This window comes from Sphingopyxis indica, from assembly GCF_900188185.1.
GTDB lineage: Bacteria > Pseudomonadota > Alphaproteobacteria > Sphingomonadales > Sphingomonadaceae > Sphingopyxis > Sphingopyxis indica.
On record NZ_FZPA01000004.1, the window covers coordinates 102,568 to 122,938 of the forward strand.

Annotated in this window: 20 protein-coding genes; 11 read left to right on the top strand and 9 right to left on the bottom strand. The window is 67.1% G+C overall.

What is annotated here, in order from left to right; translation table 11 throughout:
* The first annotated feature begins 167 nt into the window (after nucleotides 1-167).
* On the top strand, nucleotides 168-767 hold the full coding sequence (locus CHB69_RS07650) for a TIGR02466 family protein (protein ID WP_089215404.1): 600 nt from the start codon (nucleotides 168-170) through the stop codon (nucleotides 765-767).
* Between the two features lie 178 nt (nucleotides 768-945).
* Nucleotides 946-2,385, top strand: a complete 1,440-nt coding sequence (locus CHB69_RS07655; RefSeq protein ID WP_089215405.1) for an NAD-dependent succinate-semialdehyde dehydrogenase — start codon at nucleotides 946-948, stop codon at nucleotides 2,383-2,385.
* A gap of 429 nt (nucleotides 2,386-2,814) precedes the next feature.
* On the opposite strand, the gene CHB69_RS07660 is transcribed toward CHB69_RS07655, so the two are convergent.
* Entirely contained in the window at nucleotides 2,815-3,579 is a 765-nt protein-coding gene (locus CHB69_RS07660; RefSeq protein ID WP_089215406.1) for an SDR family oxidoreductase, read from the bottom strand.
* Nucleotides 3,576-3,947 (bottom strand): dihydroneopterin aldolase, encoded by a 372-nt coding sequence (locus CHB69_RS07665; protein WP_089215407.1) that lies wholly within the window; start codon nucleotides 3,945-3,947, stop codon nucleotides 3,576-3,578. Before CHB69_RS07665 ends, CHB69_RS07660 begins: the two co-directional genes overlap by 4 nt.
* Nucleotides 3,948-4,037: 90 nt before the next feature.
* Here CHB69_RS07665 and CHB69_RS07670 point away from each other — a divergent pair, with 90 nt between their 5' ends.
* The 4 genes from CHB69_RS07670 (at nucleotide 4,038) to CHB69_RS07685 (ending at nucleotide 7,160) form a co-directional block, all read left to right on the top strand.
* Entirely contained in the window at nucleotides 4,038-4,541 is a 504-nt protein-coding gene (locus CHB69_RS07670) for a GNAT family N-acetyltransferase (RefSeq protein WP_089215408.1), read from the top strand.
* 239 nt (nucleotides 4,542-4,780) lie between these two features.
* Nucleotides 4,781-5,365 (top strand): DUF1285 domain-containing protein, encoded by a 585-nt coding sequence (locus CHB69_RS07675; protein WP_089215409.1) that lies wholly within the window; start codon nucleotides 4,781-4,783, stop codon nucleotides 5,363-5,365.
* Complete coding sequence (locus CHB69_RS07680) at nucleotides 5,365-5,955, top strand: CoA pyrophosphatase (RefSeq protein ID WP_089215410.1); 591 nt, start codon at nucleotides 5,365-5,367, stop codon at nucleotides 5,953-5,955. Before CHB69_RS07675 ends, CHB69_RS07680 begins: the two co-directional genes overlap by 1 nt.
* Complete coding sequence (locus CHB69_RS07685) at nucleotides 5,952-7,160, top strand: CCA tRNA nucleotidyltransferase (protein ID WP_245836617.1); 1,209 nt, start codon at nucleotides 5,952-5,954, stop codon at nucleotides 7,158-7,160. Before CHB69_RS07680 ends, CHB69_RS07685 begins: the two co-directional genes overlap by 4 nt.
* Here the strand turns inward: CHB69_RS07685 and CHB69_RS07690 are convergent.
* From CHB69_RS07690 to CHB69_RS07700, 3 genes are all read right to left on the bottom strand, one after another.
* Nucleotides 7,133-8,812 (bottom strand): putative bifunctional diguanylate cyclase/phosphodiesterase, encoded by a 1,680-nt coding sequence (locus CHB69_RS07690; protein ID WP_245836619.1) that lies wholly within the window; start codon nucleotides 8,810-8,812, stop codon nucleotides 7,133-7,135. The genes CHB69_RS07685 and CHB69_RS07690 overlap by 28 nt on opposite strands.
* Before the next feature lie 89 nt (nucleotides 8,813-8,901).
* Entirely contained in the window at nucleotides 8,902-11,202 is a 2,301-nt protein-coding gene (gene parC, locus CHB69_RS07695) for a DNA topoisomerase IV subunit A (RefSeq protein WP_089215413.1), read from the bottom strand.
* Between the two features lie 58 nt (nucleotides 11,203-11,260).
* Nucleotides 11,261-12,673 (bottom strand): M20/M25/M40 family metallo-hydrolase, encoded by a 1,413-nt coding sequence (locus CHB69_RS07700; RefSeq protein ID WP_089215414.1) that lies wholly within the window; start codon nucleotides 12,671-12,673, stop codon nucleotides 11,261-11,263.
* Nucleotides 12,674-12,793: 120 nt separating this feature from the next.
* Between CHB69_RS07700 and CHB69_RS07705 the strand changes: the two genes are divergently transcribed.
* From CHB69_RS07705 to CHB69_RS07715, 3 genes are read left to right on the top strand one after another with little or no spacing between them, the layout of a single operon-like run.
* Nucleotides 12,794-13,420, top strand: coding sequence for a lysophospholipid acyltransferase family protein (locus CHB69_RS07705; protein ID WP_089215415.1), 627 nt, complete (start codon nucleotides 12,794-12,796; stop codon nucleotides 13,418-13,420).
* On the top strand, nucleotides 13,417-14,244 hold the full coding sequence (locus CHB69_RS07710) for a DUF1295 domain-containing protein (RefSeq protein WP_089215416.1): 828 nt from the start codon (nucleotides 13,417-13,419) through the stop codon (nucleotides 14,242-14,244). The genes CHB69_RS07705 and CHB69_RS07710 overlap by 4 nt, the downstream gene beginning before the upstream one ends.
* Nucleotides 14,211-14,636 (top strand): ribose-phosphate pyrophosphokinase, encoded by a 426-nt coding sequence (locus CHB69_RS07715; protein WP_089215417.1) that lies wholly within the window; start codon nucleotides 14,211-14,213, stop codon nucleotides 14,634-14,636. The genes CHB69_RS07710 and CHB69_RS07715 overlap by 34 nt, the downstream gene beginning before the upstream one ends.
* A gap of 253 nt (nucleotides 14,637-14,889) precedes the next feature.
* Here CHB69_RS07715 and wrbA read toward each other — a convergent pair whose 3' ends face one another.
* Complete coding sequence (gene wrbA, locus CHB69_RS07720; protein ID WP_089215418.1) at nucleotides 14,890-15,492, bottom strand: NAD(P)H:quinone oxidoreductase; 603 nt, start codon at nucleotides 15,490-15,492, stop codon at nucleotides 14,890-14,892.
* An 82-nt stretch (nucleotides 15,493-15,574) separates the two neighbouring features.
* Complete coding sequence (locus tag CHB69_RS07725; RefSeq protein WP_089215543.1) at nucleotides 15,575-16,270, bottom strand: pirin family protein; 696 nt, start codon at nucleotides 16,268-16,270, stop codon at nucleotides 15,575-15,577.
* 236 nt (nucleotides 16,271-16,506) lie between these two features.
* Between CHB69_RS07725 and CHB69_RS07730 the strand changes: the two genes are divergently transcribed.
* Complete coding sequence (locus CHB69_RS07730) at nucleotides 16,507-17,433, top strand: LysR family transcriptional regulator (RefSeq protein ID WP_089215419.1); 927 nt, start codon at nucleotides 16,507-16,509, stop codon at nucleotides 17,431-17,433.
* 139 nt (nucleotides 17,434-17,572) lie between these two features.
* Nucleotides 17,573-18,280, top strand: coding sequence for a response regulator transcription factor CtrA (gene ctrA, locus CHB69_RS07735; protein WP_089215420.1), 708 nt, complete (start codon nucleotides 17,573-17,575; stop codon nucleotides 18,278-18,280).
* 377 nt (nucleotides 18,281-18,657) lie between these two features.
* Here ctrA and CHB69_RS07740 read toward each other — a convergent pair whose 3' ends face one another.
* On the bottom strand, nucleotides 18,658-19,071 hold the full coding sequence (locus CHB69_RS07740; RefSeq protein ID WP_089215421.1) for a hypothetical protein: 414 nt from the start codon (nucleotides 19,069-19,071) through the stop codon (nucleotides 18,658-18,660).
* 15 nt (nucleotides 19,072-19,086) lie between these two features.
* Nucleotides 19,087-20,370 (bottom strand): glycosyltransferase, encoded by a 1,284-nt coding sequence (locus CHB69_RS07745; protein WP_245836621.1) that lies wholly within the window; start codon nucleotides 20,368-20,370, stop codon nucleotides 19,087-19,089.
* Nucleotide 20,371 lies beyond the last annotated feature (1 nt).

Sequence of the window (20,371 nt, forward strand, 5' to 3'; positions counted from 1 at the left end):
TGGTTTGAATATCTCAACTCGCTTTCGTCATGCCTGACTTGATCCGGGGTCCATTCGACCCAGCGCTGGATGAATGGATGCCGGATCAAGTCCGGCATGACGAAAAGGGGTGTCTTGCCGAGCGCTCTCCCTTGCCCTGAACCCGTCGCTATGCTTTGCCGCGCATCATGCCCGTTCGCACGCTCTTCGCCACCCATTTTTACGAGGCCGACATCGGCTCGCCCGACCTGCTCTACGATCTCGAGCAAAGCTGCCGCCTGCTTGCCGAAGAGGATGGCGCGGGGCGCGGGTGGAGCCGCGCGCACGGCTACAAGGGCTATACGAGCTATGCGAGCCTCGACGATCTGCCGCAGCGCGACCCCGCCTTTGCCGACCTCAAGCGCCTGCTCGACAAAGAAGTGCGCCGCTTCGCAAAAGCGTGCCATTTCGACCTTGCGAAACCGCTGCGGCTCGACAGCCTGTGGGTCAATGTCCTGAAACCCGGCGGCACGCACAGCGGGCATATCCACCCGCACAGCGTCGTGTCGGGCACCTTCTATGTCACCGTGCCCAAGGGGTCGGGCGCGCTGAAACTCGAAGACCCGCGCCTGCCGATGCTGATGGCGGCGCCGGGGCGGACCGGCGACGCGCCCGAGCATCTGCATCCCTTCATCTATGCCGAACCCGCGCCGGGGCGCGTCTTTCTGTGGGAAAGCTGGCTGCGGCACGAGGTGGTGGTCAATGCCGCCAGGAGCGAGCGGATCAGCGTCAGCTTCAATTACAGCTGAACGGGCCTATATGGACGAACCATAGGGCGGCGTCGCCACCTGTTGAGCCCCTCCGGAGGAGGGGGACGGGGGTGGTGAAGCTCGGTCGGGCTCGATGCCCGAGCGAGCTTGTTCCAAGCTCGCCACCACCCCAAACCCCTCCTCTGAAGAGGAGGGGCTTCATACGAAGGAGTGCGCCATGACCACCACCGCCGACTATAACGCCGACCTGCAACTCTTCATCGCGGGCGCGTGGCGGAGCGGCGAGGGGCGCGATGTCGCGCCGGTCTATAATCCGGCGACCGGCGCGCCGATCGCCGAGCTGCCGGTGGCGACCGCCGCCGATCTCGACGAGGCGCTGGGCGCCGCCGACAGGGCGTGGCCGCTGTGGCGCGCGAAAACGCCCGACGAGCGCGCCGCGCTGATGCACAAGGCGGCGGGGATCATCCGCGAGCGGATCGAACCGATCGCGACGCTGCTGACCCTGGAACAGGGCAAGCCGATCGCCGAAGCGCGCGGCGAAGTCGCCTCGGCGGCGGGGCTGCTCGCCTATTTCGCCGAAGAGGGCAAACGCATCGAGGGCCGCGTGCTCCAGCGCCCGGCGGGGCAGCGGACGATGGTGCTCAAGCAGCCGGTCGGTCCCGCGGCGGGTTTCAGCCCGTGGAACTTCCCGGTCAATCTGATGGTCAAGAAGATCGCCCCGGCGCTCGCCGCGGGTTGCGTGGTGATCGCCAAGGCGCCCGAGGAGACGCCGGGCTGCACCAGCGCGATCATGCGCTGCCTCGACGATGCGGGCATTCCGGCGGGCGTCGCGCAGCTCGTCTATGGCGTGCCCGACATGATAAGCCGGCACCTGCTGGCAAGCCCCGTCATCCGCAAGGTCAGCTTCACCGGCTCGACCGCGGTGGGCAAGCATCTGATGCGCCTTGCCGCCGACGGGGTGAAACGGATCACGATGGAGCTTGGCGGCCACGCGCCGGTGCTGATCTTCGACGATTGCGACCTCGAGGCGACGCTCGATCGCGTCGTCTGGCAGAAATTCCGCAATGCCGGGCAGGTGTGCATCTCGCCGACGCGCTTCTATGTGCAGGAGGGGATTTACGACGCCTTCGTCAAAGGCTTCGCCGAGCGGACGGCGAAGGTGAAGATCGGCAGCGGGCTCGACGCCGACACCCAGATGGGGCCGCTCGCGAACAAGCGCCGCGCGCCGGCGCTCGAAGCGATGATCGCCGATGCGAAGGCGAAGGGCGCGCGCGTCGTCGCTGGCGGCGAAGCGACGGGCGAAGGTTATTTCTTTCAGCCGACCGCGCTCGCCGACGTGCCGCTCGACGCCGATGCGATGAACAATGAGCCGTTCGGGCCGATGGCGCTGATGCGGCCCTTCGGAAGCGAAGAGGAAGCGCTCGAACAGGCGAACCGCCTGCCCTATGGCCTCGCCGCCTTCGCCTTCACCGAGAACGGCCGCCGCATCAACCGCATCGTCGACGGGATCGAAAGCGGGATGGTCGGAGTGAACAGCTTCGTCATCTCGACCCCCGACGCGCCGTTCGGCGGGATCAAGGAGTCGGGCTTCGGCAGCGAAAGCGGGCCCGAGGGGCTGGAGAGCTACCTCGTCACCAAGGCGGTGCATATTTACTGAACCGGCGCCGCAATGGCGGCTTCGGGGTGGCCAGTTGCCATCGCCGTCTTTGGTTATCGCGGAGTGGTCCGCGTCGTCGTTCCAAAGTTCAGTAAAGTTCAGCCTTGCGCGGCCGCCGCTGGCTTGCGTTCGGCGAACATGCGCCGGCTCCCGCCTGCATCCGTAAACCGGGCCGTTACCGCCTTTATCCACATATCGAAAGAGCCGAGACGAAGGCTGGCACAGCCGAACAATGTAGGACAGCGGTTTTTTGCGGCGGATGTCCGAGTTGGGGTGGGGAGCGGACGTTCGCCTGCTCTCTTTCGTCATCCCGGACTTGATCCGGGATCCACAGCAGCGCCGAAGTCATGGACCCCGGATCAAGTCCGGGGTGACGATGATAAATAGGGCAGCAACCGGTCGATTCCGGCCATTACGCGATGGCGGCGATCAATCGCGCCCCAGCCGGACGAAATCGCGTCCCATCGGTGCGAGGTGGGCGCCGCCGTCGACGAAGATCGTCTGCCCCGTCACCGCCTCGGCGCGCGCGAGCCAGGCGACCGCGTCGGCGATCTGGGCGGGGGTCGGCAGCGCGCCCAGGGGCATAAGCGCGGCGAGGCGTTCGACCTGCGCCTCGCTGTAATCGTCGGTCGGGATGGTGAGCCCCGGGGCGACCGCATTGACCCGCGCGGCGCCGCCGAAGGCGACCGCGAGCGTCGCGGTCGCCTGCCACAGCGCCGATTTCGACAGGCTGTAGGCGATCTGGTCGGGCACCGGATGCGCGACGCGCTGGTCGACGATATTGACGATCGCGGGCCGCTGGCCTTCGCCGGCGTGCGCGACGAGCGCCTTCGCCAGCATCACCGGCGCATGAAGGTTGAGCTGCATCATCGCCGCGAGGCCGGGCTGCGTCAGGCCCTGCCATTCGCCCTCGGCGAACAGCGCAGCATTGTTGACGAGCAGGTCGGGGGCGCGGCCGAAGGCGTCGATGACCTGCGGCACCAGCGCATCGACCGCCGCGGGGTCGGAAAGGTCGGCGGTGAAGTGACGGTTCCCGGCGCCGGTTTCGGCGAGCGCCTCGACGAGCACCGCATCGGGCTCTGCGAGGCTATGCTTGTGGAGCGCCAGCGCATAGCCCTCGCGCGCGAGCCGGGCGGCGATCGCGGCGCCGACGCGGTGCAGGCCGCCGGTGACGAGCGCCAGCCTTTGCGTCATTTGCGCGACCGCCGCATCGTGATGCCGATCTGTTCGCCCTCCTCGGCGATCGCGAGCTTGACGATCTTCACCTCGACCTCCTCGACCTTTTCGTCCTGCAGGAACAGCGTGTCGATGATATGGTCGGCGACGCTTTCGATCAGCACGAAATGGACGTCCTTGGGAATGCCGTCGGTCGCGGCGAATTTCAGGTTCATATAGTTTTTCGAGGCGCTGAGCGGCGTCGTCGGTTCATAATGCGCCGCCATCTTCAACCGCGCGCGCACCGAGATACGCAGCGGCTGCGGCAGATGCGTTTCTTCGGAATAGATGCCGGTCAGAACATCGACGGTCAGCCCGTCCACCTCGAGCCACAATTGATCGGTCACAAGAAAATCCTGTCGAACGGGCGCGATATTCGGCTTTGCAATGCCGGTCCCGAACCCTAAAGCGCCGCCGCATTAGCGAAAGGGTGCGCGTTGGTCGAGTTACTTCCACTGTCGGAAATCGAGCCGCAGGCAGTCGAGCAATTGCTCGACGCCGCTTTCGGGGCCGACCGTTTTGCGCGAACCGCCTATCGCATCCGCGAGGGGCTGGCGGCGCTTCCCGCGCTGAGCTTTGCACTGTGCGAAGGCGGCGCGCTCGTTGGCACGATCCAGTGCTGGCCGGTGATGCACCGCGCGGCGGGCGGCACCGCGACGCCGCTGGTGATGGTGGGACCGGTCGCGGTGCGCCCCGACCTGCAACGCGGCGGGCACGGGCGCACGCTGATGGCGCACATGCTGGCTGCCGCCGAAACGGGGGCCGACGGCGCGCTGATGATGATCGGCGACCCCGAATATTACGGCCGCTTCTTCGGCTTCACGGCGGATGCGACGGCCGCCTGGGATCTGCCGGGACCGTTCGAGAAACGCCGCCTGCTCGCGCGGGCGGTGAACGGGCATGGACTGCCGACATCGGCGGGGATGATCGGGCCGCGGTGAGATTGTTTCACGCGAAGACGCGAAGGAAAATGGGTTCACGCGGAGACGCGGAGGCGCGGAGAGGAGCGACGAGCCGATAGGCTCTCTGGTCCCGTGCCGGCGCGACCAATCGCGCCATTGAAATGGGAAGCCGCTTTGCGGCCATCCCAGTCCCTCCGCGCCTCCGCGCCTCCGCGCCTCCGCGTGAATCCTTTCCGCAGCCGCCTTGCGCACCGCGCCTGTGGCCCTATGTCGGGTCTATGGCCCGTTCGACGCCCCCGCATCTCGCAGATTTTTCGCAGCTTTCGCTGGCCGATACGGTCGCGCTTCTCGGCGCGCGCAAGCTGCCGCCGGTCGAAAGCTGGCGCCCCGAGCGCACCGGCGACAGCGCGATGGAGATTCGCGCCGACGGCAGCTGGTATCACGAAGGCGGCCGTATCGACCGCCCCGCGATGGTCAGGCTCTTCTCGACGATCCTCCGCCGCGAGCCCGATGGCAGCCATGTGCTCGTCACCCCGGCCGAGAGGCTGCGCATCGCCGTCGAGGATATGCCCTTTCGCGCGGTAGAGATGAAGAGCGAGGGCGAGGGCAAGGCGCGCAGGCTCGTATTCCGGCTCGACACCGACGATCTGGTGATGGCCGGCGGCGATCACCCGCTGCGCTTCGGCGGCGACCCCGATCATCCCGACCCGCGGCTGCATGTGCGCGGCGCGATCGGGTGCGGGCTCCAAGCGCGGATCGGCCGTGCCCTCTATTACGAGCTTGCCGAGATGGCGCTTGCCGAAGGCGGCGATCCGCCGGCCCTCTGGTCGAACGGCGCGCGCTTTGTGCTGGTGGACGGCTGATGCTCTCGGCCAAGCTGCGCGATGCGCTGAACAATCTGCTTCCGCACATGGGCGAGGACGAGACCTATCTGGTGGGCGCCAGGCCGACGCTGCGCGACGCCGCGGTGCTGATCGCCTTCACCGACCGCCCCGACCCCGGCGTGATCCTGACCCAGCGCCCCCAATGGCTGCGCGCCCATGCCGGGCAGGTCGCCTTTCCCGGCGGCAAGGTCGACCCCGGCGACCGCGACGTCGTCGACGCCGCGCTGCGCGAGGCCGAGGAGGAGATCGGGCTCGACCGCCGCGATGTCGAGATTGCGGGGGTCACCGATCCCTATCGCTCGGGCAGCGGTTATCATATCACCCCGGTGCTCGGCGTGATCCCGCCCGACCTGCCGCTCGACCCCAATCCCGACGAGGTGGAGGAATGGTTCGAAGTGCCGCTCGACATCCTGTTCGACCCCGCCAATTACGCGCGGCAAGAGGCGCATTGGCAGGGGCAGGCGCGGCATTATTATGACCTCCACTGGCAGGGGCGACGGATCTGGGGCGTGACGGCGGGGATCATCATCAATCTGGCGCGGCGGATGCCGGCGGGATGGCACCGGTGACCGGGGCGACGCGGCTTCCCGAGGCCGAGTGGCGCGCCCGGCCGGGGCTGCGGCGCATCGTGCGTGCGCTGTCGGCCGATGGCGGCGCGGTGAAGATCGTCGGCGGCGCGGTGCGCGACACGCTGCTCGGCCTGCCCGTCACCGACATCGACCTCGCGACGCCGCTGCACCCCGATGCGGTGACGCGCCGGCTCGAGGCGGCCGACATCAAGGTCATCCCGACCGGCATCGCGCACGGCACGGTGACCGCGATCGCGAGCGGCGATCATCACGAGATCACCACCTTGCGCCGCGACGTCGCGACCGACGGGCGCCGCGCGACGATCGCCTTTGCGAGCGAATGGCGCGAGGATGCGGCGCGGCGCGACTTCACGATCAACGCGCTCTACGCCGACCCCGAAAGCGGCGAAGTCGACGACTGGTTCGGCGGGCTCGCCGACCTTGACGCGGGCTGCATCCGCTTCATCGGCGATGCCGCGACGCGGATCGCCGAAGATCATCTGCGCATATTGCGCTTCTATCGCTTTGCGGCGCGCTTCGGGAAGGACGGGCTCGACCCGGCAAGCCATGCGGCGGCGGTCGCGGCGCGCCATTCGCTGCGCAGCCTGTCGCGCGAACGCGTGGCCGACGAGTTGCTCAAAATCCTGGCGCTGCCCGATCCGCGCGCCATCGTCGATCAGATGGCGTGCGACGGCATTTTCGCCGAGATCGTTCCCGAGGTCGATGCCGGTTTCGCGGCGCACCTCGACCGGCTGATCGCGGCCGAAGCGGCGGCCGGGACCGCGCCCGCGCCGCTGCGCCGGCTGGCGGCGCTGCTGCCCGCCGATGCCGCGATCGCCGAGCAGGTCGCGAGCCGCCTTCGCCTCTCGACGCGGCAGCGCAAGCATCTCGCCGCGCTCGCCGCGCATCGCGGCGACGTCGCGCGGCCGGTGCGCCAGCTCGCCTATGGCGTCGGCACCGATGCGGCGCGCGATATTCACCTGCTCGCGGGGGACGGCCCTGCCACGGTGGCGAGTCTCGATGGCTGGGACGTGCCGGTGTTGCCGCTCAAGGGCGGCGACATCATCGCGCGCGGGGTGAGCGCGGGGCCGGAGATCGCACGGCTGCTGCGCGCGGTCGAGGCCGCATGGGTCGCGGAGGATTTTCCGGACGCAGCGCGCGTCCGCGCGTTGCTCGATCAGATGATCGGGCGCACCAGCGACTGACGCCAGTAATCGAACGCCGCCTCGCAGCCCATCGGGTGCGCGAACAGATAGCCCTGCCCGAAATCGCAGCCGAGCGCCGAGAGCAGCCGCGCCTGGTCGGTGGTTTCGACGCCTTCGGCGGTGGTCTTCATCCCCATCACTTCGGCAAGGCTCTGGATTGTGCGGACGATTGCCGCCTTGTCGCGGTCTTCGACCATATGGTCGACGAAGCTGCGGTCGATCTTGAGCACGTCGATCGGCAGCCGCTGCAAATAGGCGAGGTTCGAATAGCCGGTGCCGAAATCGTCCATCGCGACGCGGGCATCGAGCGCCTTCAATTCGCTGAGCACCGACAGCGCGAGGTCGGGATCGCCGATGATCGCGCTTTCGGTGAGTTCGATCATCAGCCGTTCGCCGCCGATCCGGTTGCGCTGAAGCGCCTCGCGAACCACCGCGGCGACATCGTCGCGCACGAGCTGGATCGTCGAGACGTTGAGCGAGAAATAGCAATCGACCGGCGTGCCGCCGTTGATCCGGTCCCAATCGGCGATCACCTCGGCCGCCTTGCCGATCACCCACTGGCCGAGCGGGACGATCAGACCCGAATCTTCGGCGACGGGGATGAATTCGGTCGGCGAAATCGCCTGGCCTTCGCCATTGTCCCAGCGCGCGAGCGCCTCGAAACCCGCGACCTTGCCGGTCGACAGCTCGATCAGCGGCTGGAAGGCAAGGGTGAGCCGGTCCTCCTCGATCGCGCTGCGCAGCGCGGTTTCAAGGCCGAAGCGATTGTCCGACAGCATCGCGGCTTCGGGTTCGTAGATTTCGATGCGGTCGGTCTGCTTGGCGCGCTTGAGCGCGATCTGCGCGTGGCGGATCTGGTTGGCGGTCTCGCCCTCGTTCACCGGCTGGATCGCGCAGCCGAGCGCGCAATCGACGCTGACCTTCAGGTCGCCGATGCGGAAAGGGTGGTCGAAGCAGCCGCGAATGCGGCGCGCCATTTCGCGCACGTCGGCGCGTCCGCCGGTAACGCGCGTCGAAATGGCGAATTCGTCGCCGCTGCTGCGCGCCAAAATGTCGCCGCTGCGCAGGCTCGATTTCAGGCGGCGGGCGACGGTGATGATGAGCTCGTCGCCGGCGAGCGGCCCGATATGTTCGTTGATGCGGCTGAAGCGCGCGAGGTCGAGCAGCAGGATCGCATGGTCGGCGGGCTCGTCGCCGCGCGCGCGCTGTTCGACCAGCTCTTCGAAACCGGCGCGGTTGGGAAGGCCTGTCAGGCTGTCCGACACGAGTTCGCGGCGCAGGTTGCGCTCGGTCATCATCTCTTGCGTACGGTCGATCAGCGTCAGCAGGAAGAGCGATTCGTCGCCATATTCGCCCGAGAGCGGGCCGATCGACCCGCGCAGGTCGCGCGCCGCCGGGCCGTCGCCGAGCCGGCACGAAAATTCCTGCGTATCGTCGGGGTGCTGCGCGGCGCGCTCGATCGCGCGGCGCAGTTCGAGCGGTGCCTTGACGCCCGCGGGGATGAGGTCGAGCCGGTCGAAGGCTGCGTTGCTCGCGTGAAGGCTGAAATTGCCGCGCGCGAGCGGCCGGATGAGCGCCGCGGGCACCGGAAGGGCGTCGATCCAGCCGACGAAAAGCAGTGGCCGGTCTTCGCCGGTTCGATCAATAGGCATGATAGAGGGTTTCAAGCGACCTTTCCCCATTGGCCCATGGCTAGGACACCGGGGGTAAAGAAGCTATTTACGGCAACAGGAAATTGCCATCAGTTGAAACGATTGTTCCGGGGGAATCCCGTTGGCGGCATCCGCCCCGCGGCACCGCGCGCGACGCGCCAGGGAGCGAGGTCGGTCTCGGTCCGCGTGCGGCCGCTGTCGCCGCCCATCGTCCAGCTGAGCCCGTCGGCGAAGGCGAAGGTCGTGGCGTCGGAGAGGCCGCCGTCGCGATAGCGTTGCAGCATCACGCCCTGGCCGCGCGCCATCGCCGGCACTTCGGCGAGCGGGAAGACGACGAGCTTGCGGTTTTCGCCGACCACCGCGACGCTGTCGTCGCCCGCGCCGACCGGGCGTGCCACCGCAAGCTGCGCCTTGGGTTTCAGGTTGACGACACCCCGGCCCTTGCGCGTCTCGGCGATGATGTCGCCCATCTGGACGAGGAAGCCGTGCCCGCTCGTCGCGGCGAGCAGCAGCCGCCCGTCGGCCTGCGCCGGAATCAGCGCGACGATGCGGGCGTCGGGGTCGATGTCGACCATCAGCCGCAGCGGCTCGCCGAAGCCGCGCCCGCCGGGCAGCTTGTCGGCGCCGACGGTATAGAAGCGCCCGTCGCTCGCCGCGACGAGCAGCTTGTCGGTGGTTTGCGCATGGGCGGCGAAGGCGAGGTCGTCGCCCTCCTTGAACTTGAACTCGCCCCACTGGTCAGCAGCGACATGGCCGCGCTGGGCGCGTATCCAGCCGCGTTTCGAGAGGATCACCGTCACCGGCTCTTTCTCGATCATCGCGTCCAGCGGAATATCGCGCGCCGGCGCGGCCTCGGCGAGCGTCGTCCGCCGCGCACCGAGCGCGGTGTCGGGGCCATAGACGGCCTTCAACTTTTCCAGATCCTTGCGCAGCCGCGTCTTCTGGCGGTCCTTGCTCGCGACGAGCTTCGCCAAGTCCTCTCGCTCGGCGATCAAGTCGGTCTGCTCGCGTTTCAGCTCCATTTCCTCGAGCTTGCGCAGGGAGCGCAGGCGCATGTTGAGGATCGCCTCGGCCTGGCGGTCGGTCAATTCGAACTCGGCGATCATCACCGCCTTCGGTTCGTCCTCGGTGCGGATGATCTCGATCACCCGGTCAAGGTTGAGGAAGGCGATCAGATAGCCGCCGACCAGCTCCAGCCGGTCGTCGATCTTGCCGATGCGGTGCTCGGCGCGGCGGACGAGGACGACGATCTGATGCTGCAGCCATTCGCTGAGCAGCTGGTGCAGCCCCATCACCTTGGGCGTGCGCGTCGCGTCGAGGACGTTGAGGTTGAGCGCGAAGCGCGTTTCGAGCTCGGTCAGCCGGAACAGGCTTTCCTTCAATATTTCGGGATCGACGTTGCGGCTCTTGGGCACCAGCACGATGCGGATGTCGTCGGCGCTTTCGTCGCGGACATCCTCGAGGATCGGCAATTTCTTGTCGGCGATCAGCTGCGCGACCTGTTCGATCAGCTTGCCCTTGGCGACGCCATAGGGAATTTCGCTGATCACGAGCTGCCAGGTGCCGCCCGCAAGCTTCTCGACACCGCTCGATTCCCAGACGCCGTCCGCATCCTTGCCGGTCGAGAAGCGCGCGCGGACGCGGAAACCGCCGCGGCCGGTTTCATAGGCCTGCGCGATCGCCTCGGCGCTGTCGACGATGATGCCGCCGGTCGGAAAATCGGGGCCCTTCACATGCTCGAGCAATTGCGCGAGCTCGGCGCGGGGATTGTCGATCAGGACCAGCGCGGCGTCGATGACTTCGGCGGCATTGTGCGGCGGGATGTTCGTCGCCATGCCGACCGCGATCCCGCTCGCGCCGTTGGCGAGCAGGTTCGGGAACAGCCCCGGCATGATCTCTGGCTCTTCGTCCTCGCCGTTATAGGTGGGCTTGAAATCGACGGTGCCCTCGTCGAGCCCCTGCATCAGGTCGATCGCGACGCGCGTCAGCCGCGCTTCGGTATAGCGGTAGGCGGCGGCGTTATCGCCGTCGATATTGCCGAAATTGCCCTGGCCATCGACGAGCGGATAGCGCAGCGAGAAGTCCTGCGCGAGGCGGACCATCGCGTCATAGACGGCGGTGTCGCCGTGCGGGTGGAACTTGCCGATCACGTCGCCGACGACGCGCGCCGACTTCTTGTAGCCCTGGCTCGGGTCGAGCCGCATCGCGCGCATCGCCCACAGCAGGCGGCGATGGACCGGCTTCAACCCGTCGCGCAGGTCGGGCAGCGAGCGCGCGGTGATCGTCGACAGCGCATAGACGAGATAGCGCTCCGACAGCGCGCTGTCGAAGGGAGTGTCTATGCTGTCGCCGGGCTGCGGAGAAGGAAAGTCGTCGTCGTTGGTCGCCATTGTTCGCGGCGGATAGCAAGGCGCGGGTCACATGGCAAAGGGACTGTTGCGCCCGCCGTCAGGGATTGTCGGCATAGGCTTTGATTAGGTCGTAGAGATAGTCGCGCCCGACATAGACCGAGCGCACCTCCATCCGTTCGTCGAGGCCGTGGACGCCGTTGCCGTCGGGGTCGCCCCACATGCCCGGAACGCCATAGGCCGGGATGCCGACGGCGCCGAGGAAGGTCGCGTCGGTATAGCCGTTCGCCATCGAGGGTATGACTTTCAACCCGGGCCAATATTTGTCGACGAGCGTTTGCATCGGGCCGATCACCCTGGCGTCGAGCGGCGGCGCGGGCGGCGCCGGGCGCTTCGGCGGCAATTGCGTCACGGTGACGCCCGGATCGTCGATGATCCGTTCGAGCTCGGCCTTGATCTCCTCGATCGGATGGCCGGGGAAGATGCGGCAATTGATGTTCGCGCCCGCGCGCTGGGGCAGCGCGTTCGCCGCGTGGCCGCCGTCGAGCAGGGTCGCGACGCAGGTGGTGCGCAGGTTCGAATGGAGGAAGCGGTCGCTGTTGACGAGCGCTTCGGCCTCCTTGTCGTCCGGGTCGCGCGCCAGCGCCGCCATCGCGTCGCCGATCGCGTCGCCGCGCACCGCGCCCGCCTCGGCAAAGAAGCGGCGCGTCGTGTCGGTCATTTCGAGCGGAAATTCATGGGCCTCGATCCGCGTCAGCGCGTGGGCGAGCTGATAGATCGCATTGTCGGGGACCGGGACCGAGCTGTGCCCGCCGGGGTTGCGCGTTTCGAGGCGGAAGTTGGCGAAGGTCTTTTCGCCGATCTGCACCGTCTGGCCGAGCACCTTCCCCTTGCCGTCGCTGTCGCCGCCGCCGCCCTCGTTGAGCGCGAATTCGGCGTCGATCAGCTCGCGCCTGTTGGCGGCGAGCCACTCGGCGCCGTTGAACGCGCCGTTGGTCTCCTCGCCGCAGGTCAGCGCGACCTTCACCGCGCGCTTCGGCTGATAGGCTTCCTGCTTGAAGCGGATCAGCGTGTCGATCCACACCGCCGCCTGCGCCTTGTCGTCACCCGTCCCGCGGCCATAGAAATAGCCGTTTTCCTCGACCATCCTGAACGGATCGCGCTGCCAGTCCTCGCGCTTCGCCTCGACGACGTCGATGTGCGCGATCAGCAGGATCGGCTTCGCCGCCGGGTCGCTGCCCGGATAGACGGCGACGAGGCCGCCCTCCTTCGGATGGTCGGGCGCCGCGAACAGCGTGAGTTGATCTTCCGTGAAGCCGGCCGTCCGCAGCCGCGCCGCCATGCGCTCGGCGGCGAGGGTGCAGCTGCCCGACGACAGCGTCGTGTTGGTCTCGACCAGCTCGCGATAGAGGTCGCGAAAGGCGAGCTGGTCGGGGCGCGGCGACGCCTGTGCTGCGATCGCCGGGGTTGCCAGCAGCAAGGTCGAGGTCAGCAGCGCGGTCAATGTCTTCATCTTCGTCGATCTCCCTTAGGTGCCTAAGGAAGCAGAACGGCCGATACGCCGCAAGCGCTATCGCTTTCGCTTGCGCACCATTCGCGTTTCGCGCAAGCCCGGCGCGGGAGAGGAGAGCAGGTGACGACGATCGAAGACCAACCGCCGGGCCGGCTCGCCCGGCTGGTGCGCGCCGCGATGCTGGGCTTCTATCGCCGCCGGGGCTGGACCGCGGTGGGCGAGGTGCCCGCGCCGCGACGCTTCGTCATCATCGCCGCGCCGCACACGAGCAACTGGGATTTCCTCTATTATCTGGGCCTCACCGCCGACCTCGGCATTCGCGCGCATTTCATGGGCAAGCATTCGCTGTTCCGCTGGCCGATCGGCGGCTTCATGCGGCAGATGGGCGGCATTCCCGTCGACCGGCGCGGCGGGCTCGACCATGTCCGGCAGATGGTCGCCGAATTCGCGCGGCGCGACGAATTCATGCTGACCATCGCGCCCGAGGGGACGCGCGGCAAGACGAAGAAATGGCGCACCGGCTTTTACCACATCGCGGTCGCGGCGAAGGTGCCGATGGTGGTCGGACTGATGGATTATGGCCGGAAAGCCGGCGGTCTCGGTCCGCTGATCTGGCCGACCGGTGATTTTCGCGCCGACATGGAAAAGATACTTGCCGTCTATCGCGATTGCACGCCAAAATATCCCGATCGTGCTGTCCGCTCGATTTCGGATATAGTGGGCGATGCGGAAGGAGCGATGACATGATCGGCGTCTGGCAGGTCCTGGCGGTCAACTTCGTCTGCCTGTCGATCGTGATCGTCGGGTTGTGGCTCGGCGCGCGCGAGATTCGCGACGTGTCGTTCGTCGACGCCTTCTGGCCTTTCGGGATGGTCCTGCTCGCCTGGGGCACGGTCTTGCAAGCCGGAATCGAGGGGCAGCGCACGCAGATATTGCTGTTGCTCGTCACCCTCTGGGGGCTGCGTCTTGCGACCCACCTGCTTTTGCGCTGGCGCGCGCAGGGCGAAGATTTGCGCTATCGCAGGATATTGGCCGGCGCGATGGAATCGCGTGGCTGGAGCTGGGACACCGCGGCGCTCGTTGCGGTGTTTCTGGTTCAGGCGCCGCTGCTGTTCGTCACCTGCCTGCCCGCGCAAATCGGCCTTTATGCCAGCGCCACCGCGATCGCCGGCCCGATCGGGGCACTCGCGAAAATCGGGGCGCTTGCCGCGATCGCCGGCATCGTCTTCGAAAGCGTCGGCGATGCACAGCTCGCCGCCTTCCGGCGCAATCCGGCGAACAGGGGCAAGGTGCTCGACGCCGGCCTGTGGCGCTACACCCGCCATCCCAATTATTTCGGCGATGCGCTGACCTGGTGGGGGCTATGGCTGATCGCCGCCGACGCCGGGCTGTGGGCCGCGCTCGCCAGCCTGATCGGTCCCGTCTTCCTGACCTTCACCCTGACGCGCTGGTCGGGCAAGGCGTTGCTCGAAAAGGGGCTGCACAAGACGCGTCCCGGCTATGCCGATTATGTCGAACGCACCTCGGGGTTCGTCCCATGGCTGCCAAAGCCGCGCGCGATCAAGGCCTAGGCGATGCGCCGGTTGCGGCGGACGCGCGCGCGCTCGGCGATGCGCCGCGCATCCGCGCGATCCTGACCAATGCGGCACGCGAGGGACGCAGCGTCAGCTATTCGGAACTGCTCGGCGACCTCGGATTTCGCTTCACGCGTCCCAAGATGCGGGCGCTGTGCAAGACGCTGGGCGAGGTAGACCGGCTCTGCGCGCTTGACGACGAGCCCGATCTGGCGGTGCTGGTCGTGCGCGAGAGCGACCGCTTGCCCGGTCAGGGCTGGTGGGTCGGCGGCACGGCGCTGCTCCTCGGCTATGACGGCCCGTGGGAGGGCGCGGCGGCGGCACGCTTTATCGCCGAACAGCAGCAGTTGGCCTTCGATTACTGGGCGTCTCGACGGCGCCCCGATTGAGTATGGATCCCGGGGCCAGAACCCTCGTCAGGGTTGATACCCAAGCGTTCGGTTCTTGCCTGAACGGCTGGGTTGGGGTGGGGCCTCGAAACCTTGCGCGAGGTCGATAGGCCCCACCCCACTGCGACTAGGCAGCCCTTCGACAAGCTCAGGACTGCCAAGTCTTCGTTGCCCCTCCCCTTAAGGGGAGGGGCTCCCTTGTCCCTACGGCCGCAATCGCCCGTCAGCGGACGTCACGCGGTCCGTTCCGGAACTACGCCGAAAGCTTCGCCGCGGTCTTCGCGACGCGTTCGCCAAGGTAGCGCGCGCCGCCCAGGTCGGCTTCGCTCGGCTGGCGCGATCCATCGCCGTCGGCGAGCGTCGTTGCGCCATAGGGGGCGCCGCCCTTGACCTCGTCGACGCCCATCTGGCCGGCATAGCCATAGTCGAGCCCGACGATCGTCATGCCGAAGTGGAGCAGGTTGGTGAGGATGCTGAACAGCGTCGCTTCCTGCCCGCCATGCTGCGAGGCGGTCGAGGTGAAGGCTGCACCAACCTTGCCCGTGAGCAGCCCCTGCGCCCAGACGCCGCCGGCGGTATCCCAGAAGCTCGCCATCTGGCTGGCCATCCGGCCGAAGCGCGTCGGCGAGCCGACGACGATCGCGTCATAGTTCGTCAGCTCCTTGGGGTCGCTGAGCAGCGTATGTGCGGTGTCGGTCTTGAAACCCGCCGCCTTCACCACCGCCTCGGGGGCGGTTTCGGCGACACGGCGAATATCGACTTCGGCACCCGCGGCGCGCGCGCCTTCGGCGACGGCGTCGGCCATCTGCTCGATATGACCATAGCTCGAATAATAGAGCACCAGAACCTTTGCCATGTTGAATTTCCTTTCAGTCGGGAGGGGAAGGGGGTGGGCCGCCGCCGCAAGGGAGGGGGATTTGGCGGCGGCCCGGGGCTCGTCACAGGCTGTCGACGAGCACGAGTTCGGCGTCGTCGAGCGCTTCGACCTCGATCCGTTCGACGTCACGGATCGCGATGCCGTCGCGCGGGTCGGCGTCTTCGCCGTTGACGCGGATGCGGCCCTTGGCGGCGACCAGATAGGCGTGGCGGCCGGCGCGGAGGTCATAGGCGACGCGGTCGCCTGCATTCACCGTCGCTGCGGCGACGCGGGCGTCGGCGCGGATCGGCAGGGCATCATCGCCTTCGATACCGCTCGCCAGGGTCACAAAGCGCCCCGAACGATCGGCCTTCGGGAACTGGCGTGCGCCCCAGCCGGGATTGCCGCCCGCACGGTCGGGGATGATCCAGATCTGGAACAGCGTCGTTTCCTCGTCCTCGAGGTTGAACTCGCTGTGGGTGACGCCGGTGCCGGCGCTCATCACCTGAACGTCGCCCGCGGCGGTGCGACCGGCGTTGCCCATCGAGTCGCGATGGCTGATCGCGCCGGTGCGGACATAGGTGATGATCTCCATGTCGCGGTGCGGGTGCGGCGGAAAGCCCGACTGTGCGGCGATCGCGTCGTCGTTCCAGACGCGCAGCGCCCCCCAGCCCATGCGGTCCGGGTCGTGATAGTTTGCGAAGGAAAAATGGTGGCGGGCGTCGAGCCAGCCGTGGTTGGCATGACCCAGCGTATCGAATTTGCGGATGTCGATCATCGGATAGCCTTTCGCACGCGCCGCCTTTGGCGATCTTGCCGGCGGCGCTCTCTCGTTGCAGCCAAGATAGCGATTGGGGTCGTTTCGAAAATAGCGTAGATAGAAACTGATCGTTTCCATTATGCTCGTCATTGCGAGGAGCCGAAGGCGATGCGGCAATCCAGAGCGCGCGTAAACCGCCCTGGATTGCTTCCCCCGGCTTTCGCCGGGGTCGCAATGACGAAGGAGTAACAAGGATGGCGCTACCCGATTATGAAGGCTGGGCCTGTTTCGTTGCGGTGGCGGAGAGCGGCAGCTTTACCGCCGCGGCGCGCTCGCTCGGGCTGTCGAAGGCGAGCGTGTCGAAAGCCGTGACGCGGCTCGAAGCGTCGCTGGGGGTCACCTTGCTCCACCGCACGTCGCGCACCGTCACCGTATCGACCGCGGGCGAGCGGCTGCTCGGCGATGCACGCGCGATGGTCGCGGCGGCGACCGCGGCGACCGAGGCGGCGCGCGGCGACCGGAACGACCTTGCCGGGCCGATCCGGCTCGCGGCGCCGATGAGCTTCGGGATCAAGGTGCTCGGCGCGCCGCTCGCCGCCTTCATGGCGCAGCATCCCGCGGTCGAGGTCGAATTGACGCTGAGCGACGCGCGGCACGATCTGGTCGCCGAGGGGATCGACCTCGCGCTGCGTATCGCGCCGCTCGACGATTCGAGCCTGCTCGCACGGACGATCGCGCCGGTCGCGGCGTCGGTGATCGCGAGCCCGGCCTATCTCGAGCGCCACGGCACGCCGCGCCATCCGCTCGACCTCGCGGCGCACCGGCTGATCGGCTATGGCCACCGCGAACGCGCACGCCCGCTGCGGTTCGAACGCAAGGGCGAGGAAGCGACGGTCGTTCCGGCGGGGCCGCTGTTCACCAACAATGGCGATGTGATGATCCCGCTGCTCGTCGCGGGCGGCGGCATCGCGGTCCTGCCCGACTTCATTGCGGAGGCCGAACTCGCGTCGGGCGCGCTGGTGCCTATCCTCTCCGACTGGTCGCTGCCGCAGGCCTTTCTGCACCTCCTGTCGCCGCCATCGCGGCTCCGTCCGGCGCGGGTCAGGGCGCTCGCCGATCACCTCGTCGAGACGCTGAAACGCAGCTGCGCGGGCCGCGACTCGCCGGAATCAGGCGATTAAATCAAAATTAACCTTTCCCCTTCATTGCTTTCATGGTTAATATTCCGGCAGTCCCGAAACGGGGGCGCGTCGGCATATCGCGGAATGATCGTGCGGACGGGTCGCGGGGTCATCGGGCGAAACAAAATAGGGGCGGCCAATGCGCGTATTGCTGATCGAGGACGAGCCGACGACCGCGAAAGCGATCGACACGATGCTCACCACCGAGGGCTTCAACGTCTACACGACCGATCTGGGCGAGGAAGGCCTCGATCTGGGCAAGCTCTATGATTACGACATCATCCTGCTCGACCTGAACCTGCCCGACATGCACGGCTATGACGTGCTCAAGAAGCTGCGCACCGCAAAGGTGCAGACGCCGGTGCTGATCCTGTCGGGCATTTCGGAAATGGATTCGAAGGTGCGCTCGTTCGGCTTCGGCGCCGACGATTATGTCACCAAGCCCTTCCACCGCGACGAACTGATTGCGCGCATCCATGCGGTCGTGCGCCGCTCGAAGGGGCACAGCCAGAGCGTCATCAAGACGGGCAAGCTCGCGGTCAATCTCGACACCAAGACGGTCGAGGTCGACAGCGTGCGCGTGCATCTGACCGGCAAGGAATATCAGATGCTCGAGCTTTTGAGCCTGCGCAAGGGCACGACGCTGACCAAGGAAATGTTCCTGAACCATCTCTATGGCGGGATGGACGAGCCCGAGCTGAAGATCATCGACGTCTTCATCTGCAAGCTCAGGAAGAAGCTGGCGCTCGCGTGCGGCGGCGAAAATTACATCGAGACGGTCTGGGGTCGCGGCTATGTGCTGCGCGACATCGACGACGAAGGCAATGAGGTGCGCCGCGTCGCCTGACGCGCCGGCTTTCCCTCGACAGTCTGGTAGTGAAGACCGGCGCGGAGCGATCCGCGCCGGTTTTCTTTTTGGGGAGTATGCCGTTCGGGCGGATGGCGGTTTTGGGGTGGCCGGTTGCCATCGCCGTCTTTGGCGATCGCGGGCTGGGTCCGCTTCGCCGTTTCAAAGTTCAGCAAAGTTCAGCCTTGTGCGGCCGCCGATGGGTCGCGTTCGGCGAACATGCCGCGCCGGCTCCCGCCCGCATCCATAAACCGGGGTGTGACCGCTTTTATCTACATGTCGAAAGAGCCGATACGAAGGCTGGCACAGCCGAATGATGTAGGACAGCGGTTTTTGCGGCGGATGTCCGGCTTGGGGTGGGACGCGGCCGTGCCAGATTAAGGCCAAGCGATAGGATTGGAGGGCTCGCTTTCTTCGATTTCTTCCGAAAACCTGCCTCTTTCCATCAGATGTGCGAGAGCGCCACGAGCGACTGGCGCAATGTTCTCGGGCCAGTCGCTACGGATTACCTGATCAGCGGTGGGATTCTTCGGGATACGTTCATCTGCGATAGCCTGCTGCATAAGCTTGCATACTTGCCGTACCGCTTCGGCCTCGCTGTCCGTCATCGCAGGATACCAGTCAGGCTCACCCTCATACGGGAACCAGTCAAAAAATGACTCGAACCATTCGACCGGACCAGACTCTTCAACACCCCGATCACCCTCAGAAAGGCCGAGTAGGCTCTCCATAATGCGGTTGCGGACGCGTTGCGCGACCAGTCGTTCGGAAGGTTGTTCGTCGTTAGCCATTGCAGGCCTTGTGCACTAATTGAAGATGTCCGCAATCGGTCGTTTTCCGACACCGGACAAAGGGGCTTCGCCCCTTTCGCCCGCTTTCGAAGACGCGCTAATTCTTCCGGTGCCGGCCGTAGTGACCGCGCAGCGTCGCAGATGCTCGGCGAGTTCGCGGCCGTTGCGGTCCCAGTTGAAGCGGCCCGCGAGGCTCGCGGCGACGGCCGACGGTAGCGGTGGGGCGGCGAGGATGGCGGAAATCGCGGCCGCGATCGCGTCGGGGGTCCGCGCGGCGATCCGGCCCGCTGCATCGGATGTAACGAGCTCGGCCGCGCCGCCCGCGTCGCTGATGACGATCGGCGTTCCGCACGCGAGCGCCTCGACCCACGCATTGGCCAGACCCTCGCTTTCCGATGGCATGACGACGACGTCCGCGGCGCGGTAGTGCGCGGCGAGGTCGGTGTGCGCGACGGGTCCCTCGAAATGGACGCGGTCGGCGACGCCGAGCCGCTGCGCGAGCGCCCGGTAGCGGCCTTCCTCCTCGCCCGCGCCGACGAGACGATAGCGGACCCCCGGCAGCGCAGCGAGCGCCTCGATCACCAGCGCTTGCCCCTTGCGCGGGATCAGCGCGCCGACGGTGAGGATCGTCGGCGCGTCGCCGATGCCGAGCGTGGCGCGCGCCGCGGCGCGATCGCCGGGGCCGGGCATGAAGCGGTCGGTGTCGATTCCCGTATAGTGAACCGCGATCTTTGCAGCGTCGATGCCGATTGCCGCCATATCGCGGCGCATCGCTTCGGAGACCGCGAGCAGCCCGGCGGCGTCGCGGGCGGCTTCGAGCAGTTGCGGCCGGCTCGCCGGATCATGGCCGAAATGGCCGATGTCGGCGCCGCGCGCCTTGATCGAGAAGGGCAGGCCGAGCGCTTTCGCGACGCGCATCGCGGCGGGACCGTCGGGGTAGAAGAATTGCGCGTCGATGATGTCTGGCCGCAGGTCGCGCGCGATCGGCAGCACCGCGCGGGCGATCGCGGCGGGGTTGAGGCGGGTGCCGATGCGGGGAAGGAGCCTGAAGCGCGGACGATGGACCGAGAGGCCGTTCCACGTCTCGCGCCGCGGCAGATGGCGCAGCGCCGCATAGCGCGGGTGGAGCGACAGCGGCCAGGGCGGCAGGCCTATGGGCGCAACGACGCTGAGCTCAACGTCGGACTGCGCCGCGAGCGCGCGCAGGCTGCGCTCGACGAAGAGGCCGAAGTTCGGGCGCGCCGCGTCGGGAAAGAGCGTCGCGATCGACAGGACGCGCAAATTGGGAGCGGGGTCCACC

Excerpts from the sequence above, each read along its gene's own strand:
- CHB69_RS07710 (WP_089215416.1), top strand. The coding sequence starts at position 13,417 with ATGATCGGCGTCTGGCAGGTCCTGGCGGTCAACTTCGTCTGCCTGTCG.
- CHB69_RS07690 (WP_245836619.1), bottom strand. The coding sequence starts at position 8,812 with ATGCCTATTGATCGAACCGGCGAAGACCGGCCACTGCTTTTCGTCGGC.
- ctrA (WP_089215420.1), top strand. The coding sequence starts at position 17,573 with ATGCGCGTATTGCTGATCGAGGACGAGCCGACGACCGCGAAAGCGATC.
- CHB69_RS07700 (WP_089215414.1), bottom strand. The coding sequence starts at position 12,673 with ATGAAGACATTGACCGCGCTGCTGACCTCGACCTTGCTGCTGGCAACC.
- parC (WP_089215413.1), bottom strand. The coding sequence starts at position 11,202 with ATGGCGACCAACGACGACGACTTTCCTTCTCCGCAGCCCGGCGACAGC.
- wrbA (WP_089215418.1), bottom strand. The coding sequence starts at position 15,492 with ATGGCAAAGGTTCTGGTGCTCTATTATTCGAGCTATGGTCATATCGAG.
- CHB69_RS07715 (WP_089215417.1), top strand. The coding sequence starts at position 14,211 with ATGGCTGCCAAAGCCGCGCGCGATCAAGGCCTAGGCGATGCGCCGGTT.
- CHB69_RS07650 (WP_089215404.1), top strand. The coding sequence starts at position 168 with ATGCCCGTTCGCACGCTCTTCGCCACCCATTTTTACGAGGCCGACATC.
- CHB69_RS07655 (WP_089215405.1), top strand. The coding sequence starts at position 946 with ATGACCACCACCGCCGACTATAACGCCGACCTGCAACTCTTCATCGCG.
- CHB69_RS07675 (WP_089215409.1), top strand. The coding sequence starts at position 4,781 with ATGGCCCGTTCGACGCCCCCGCATCTCGCAGATTTTTCGCAGCTTTCG.
- CHB69_RS07680 (WP_089215410.1), top strand. The coding sequence starts at position 5,365 with ATGCTCTCGGCCAAGCTGCGCGATGCGCTGAACAATCTGCTTCCGCAC.
- CHB69_RS07740 (WP_089215421.1), bottom strand. The coding sequence starts at position 19,071 with ATGGCTAACGACGAACAACCTTCCGAACGACTGGTCGCGCAACGCGTC.
- CHB69_RS07725 (WP_089215543.1), bottom strand. The coding sequence starts at position 16,270 with ATGATCGACATCCGCAAATTCGATACGCTGGGTCATGCCAACCACGGC.
- CHB69_RS07730 (WP_089215419.1), top strand. The coding sequence starts at position 16,507 with ATGGCGCTACCCGATTATGAAGGCTGGGCCTGTTTCGTTGCGGTGGCG.
- CHB69_RS07660 (WP_089215406.1), bottom strand. The coding sequence starts at position 3,579 with ATGACGCAAAGGCTGGCGCTCGTCACCGGCGGCCTGCACCGCGTCGGC.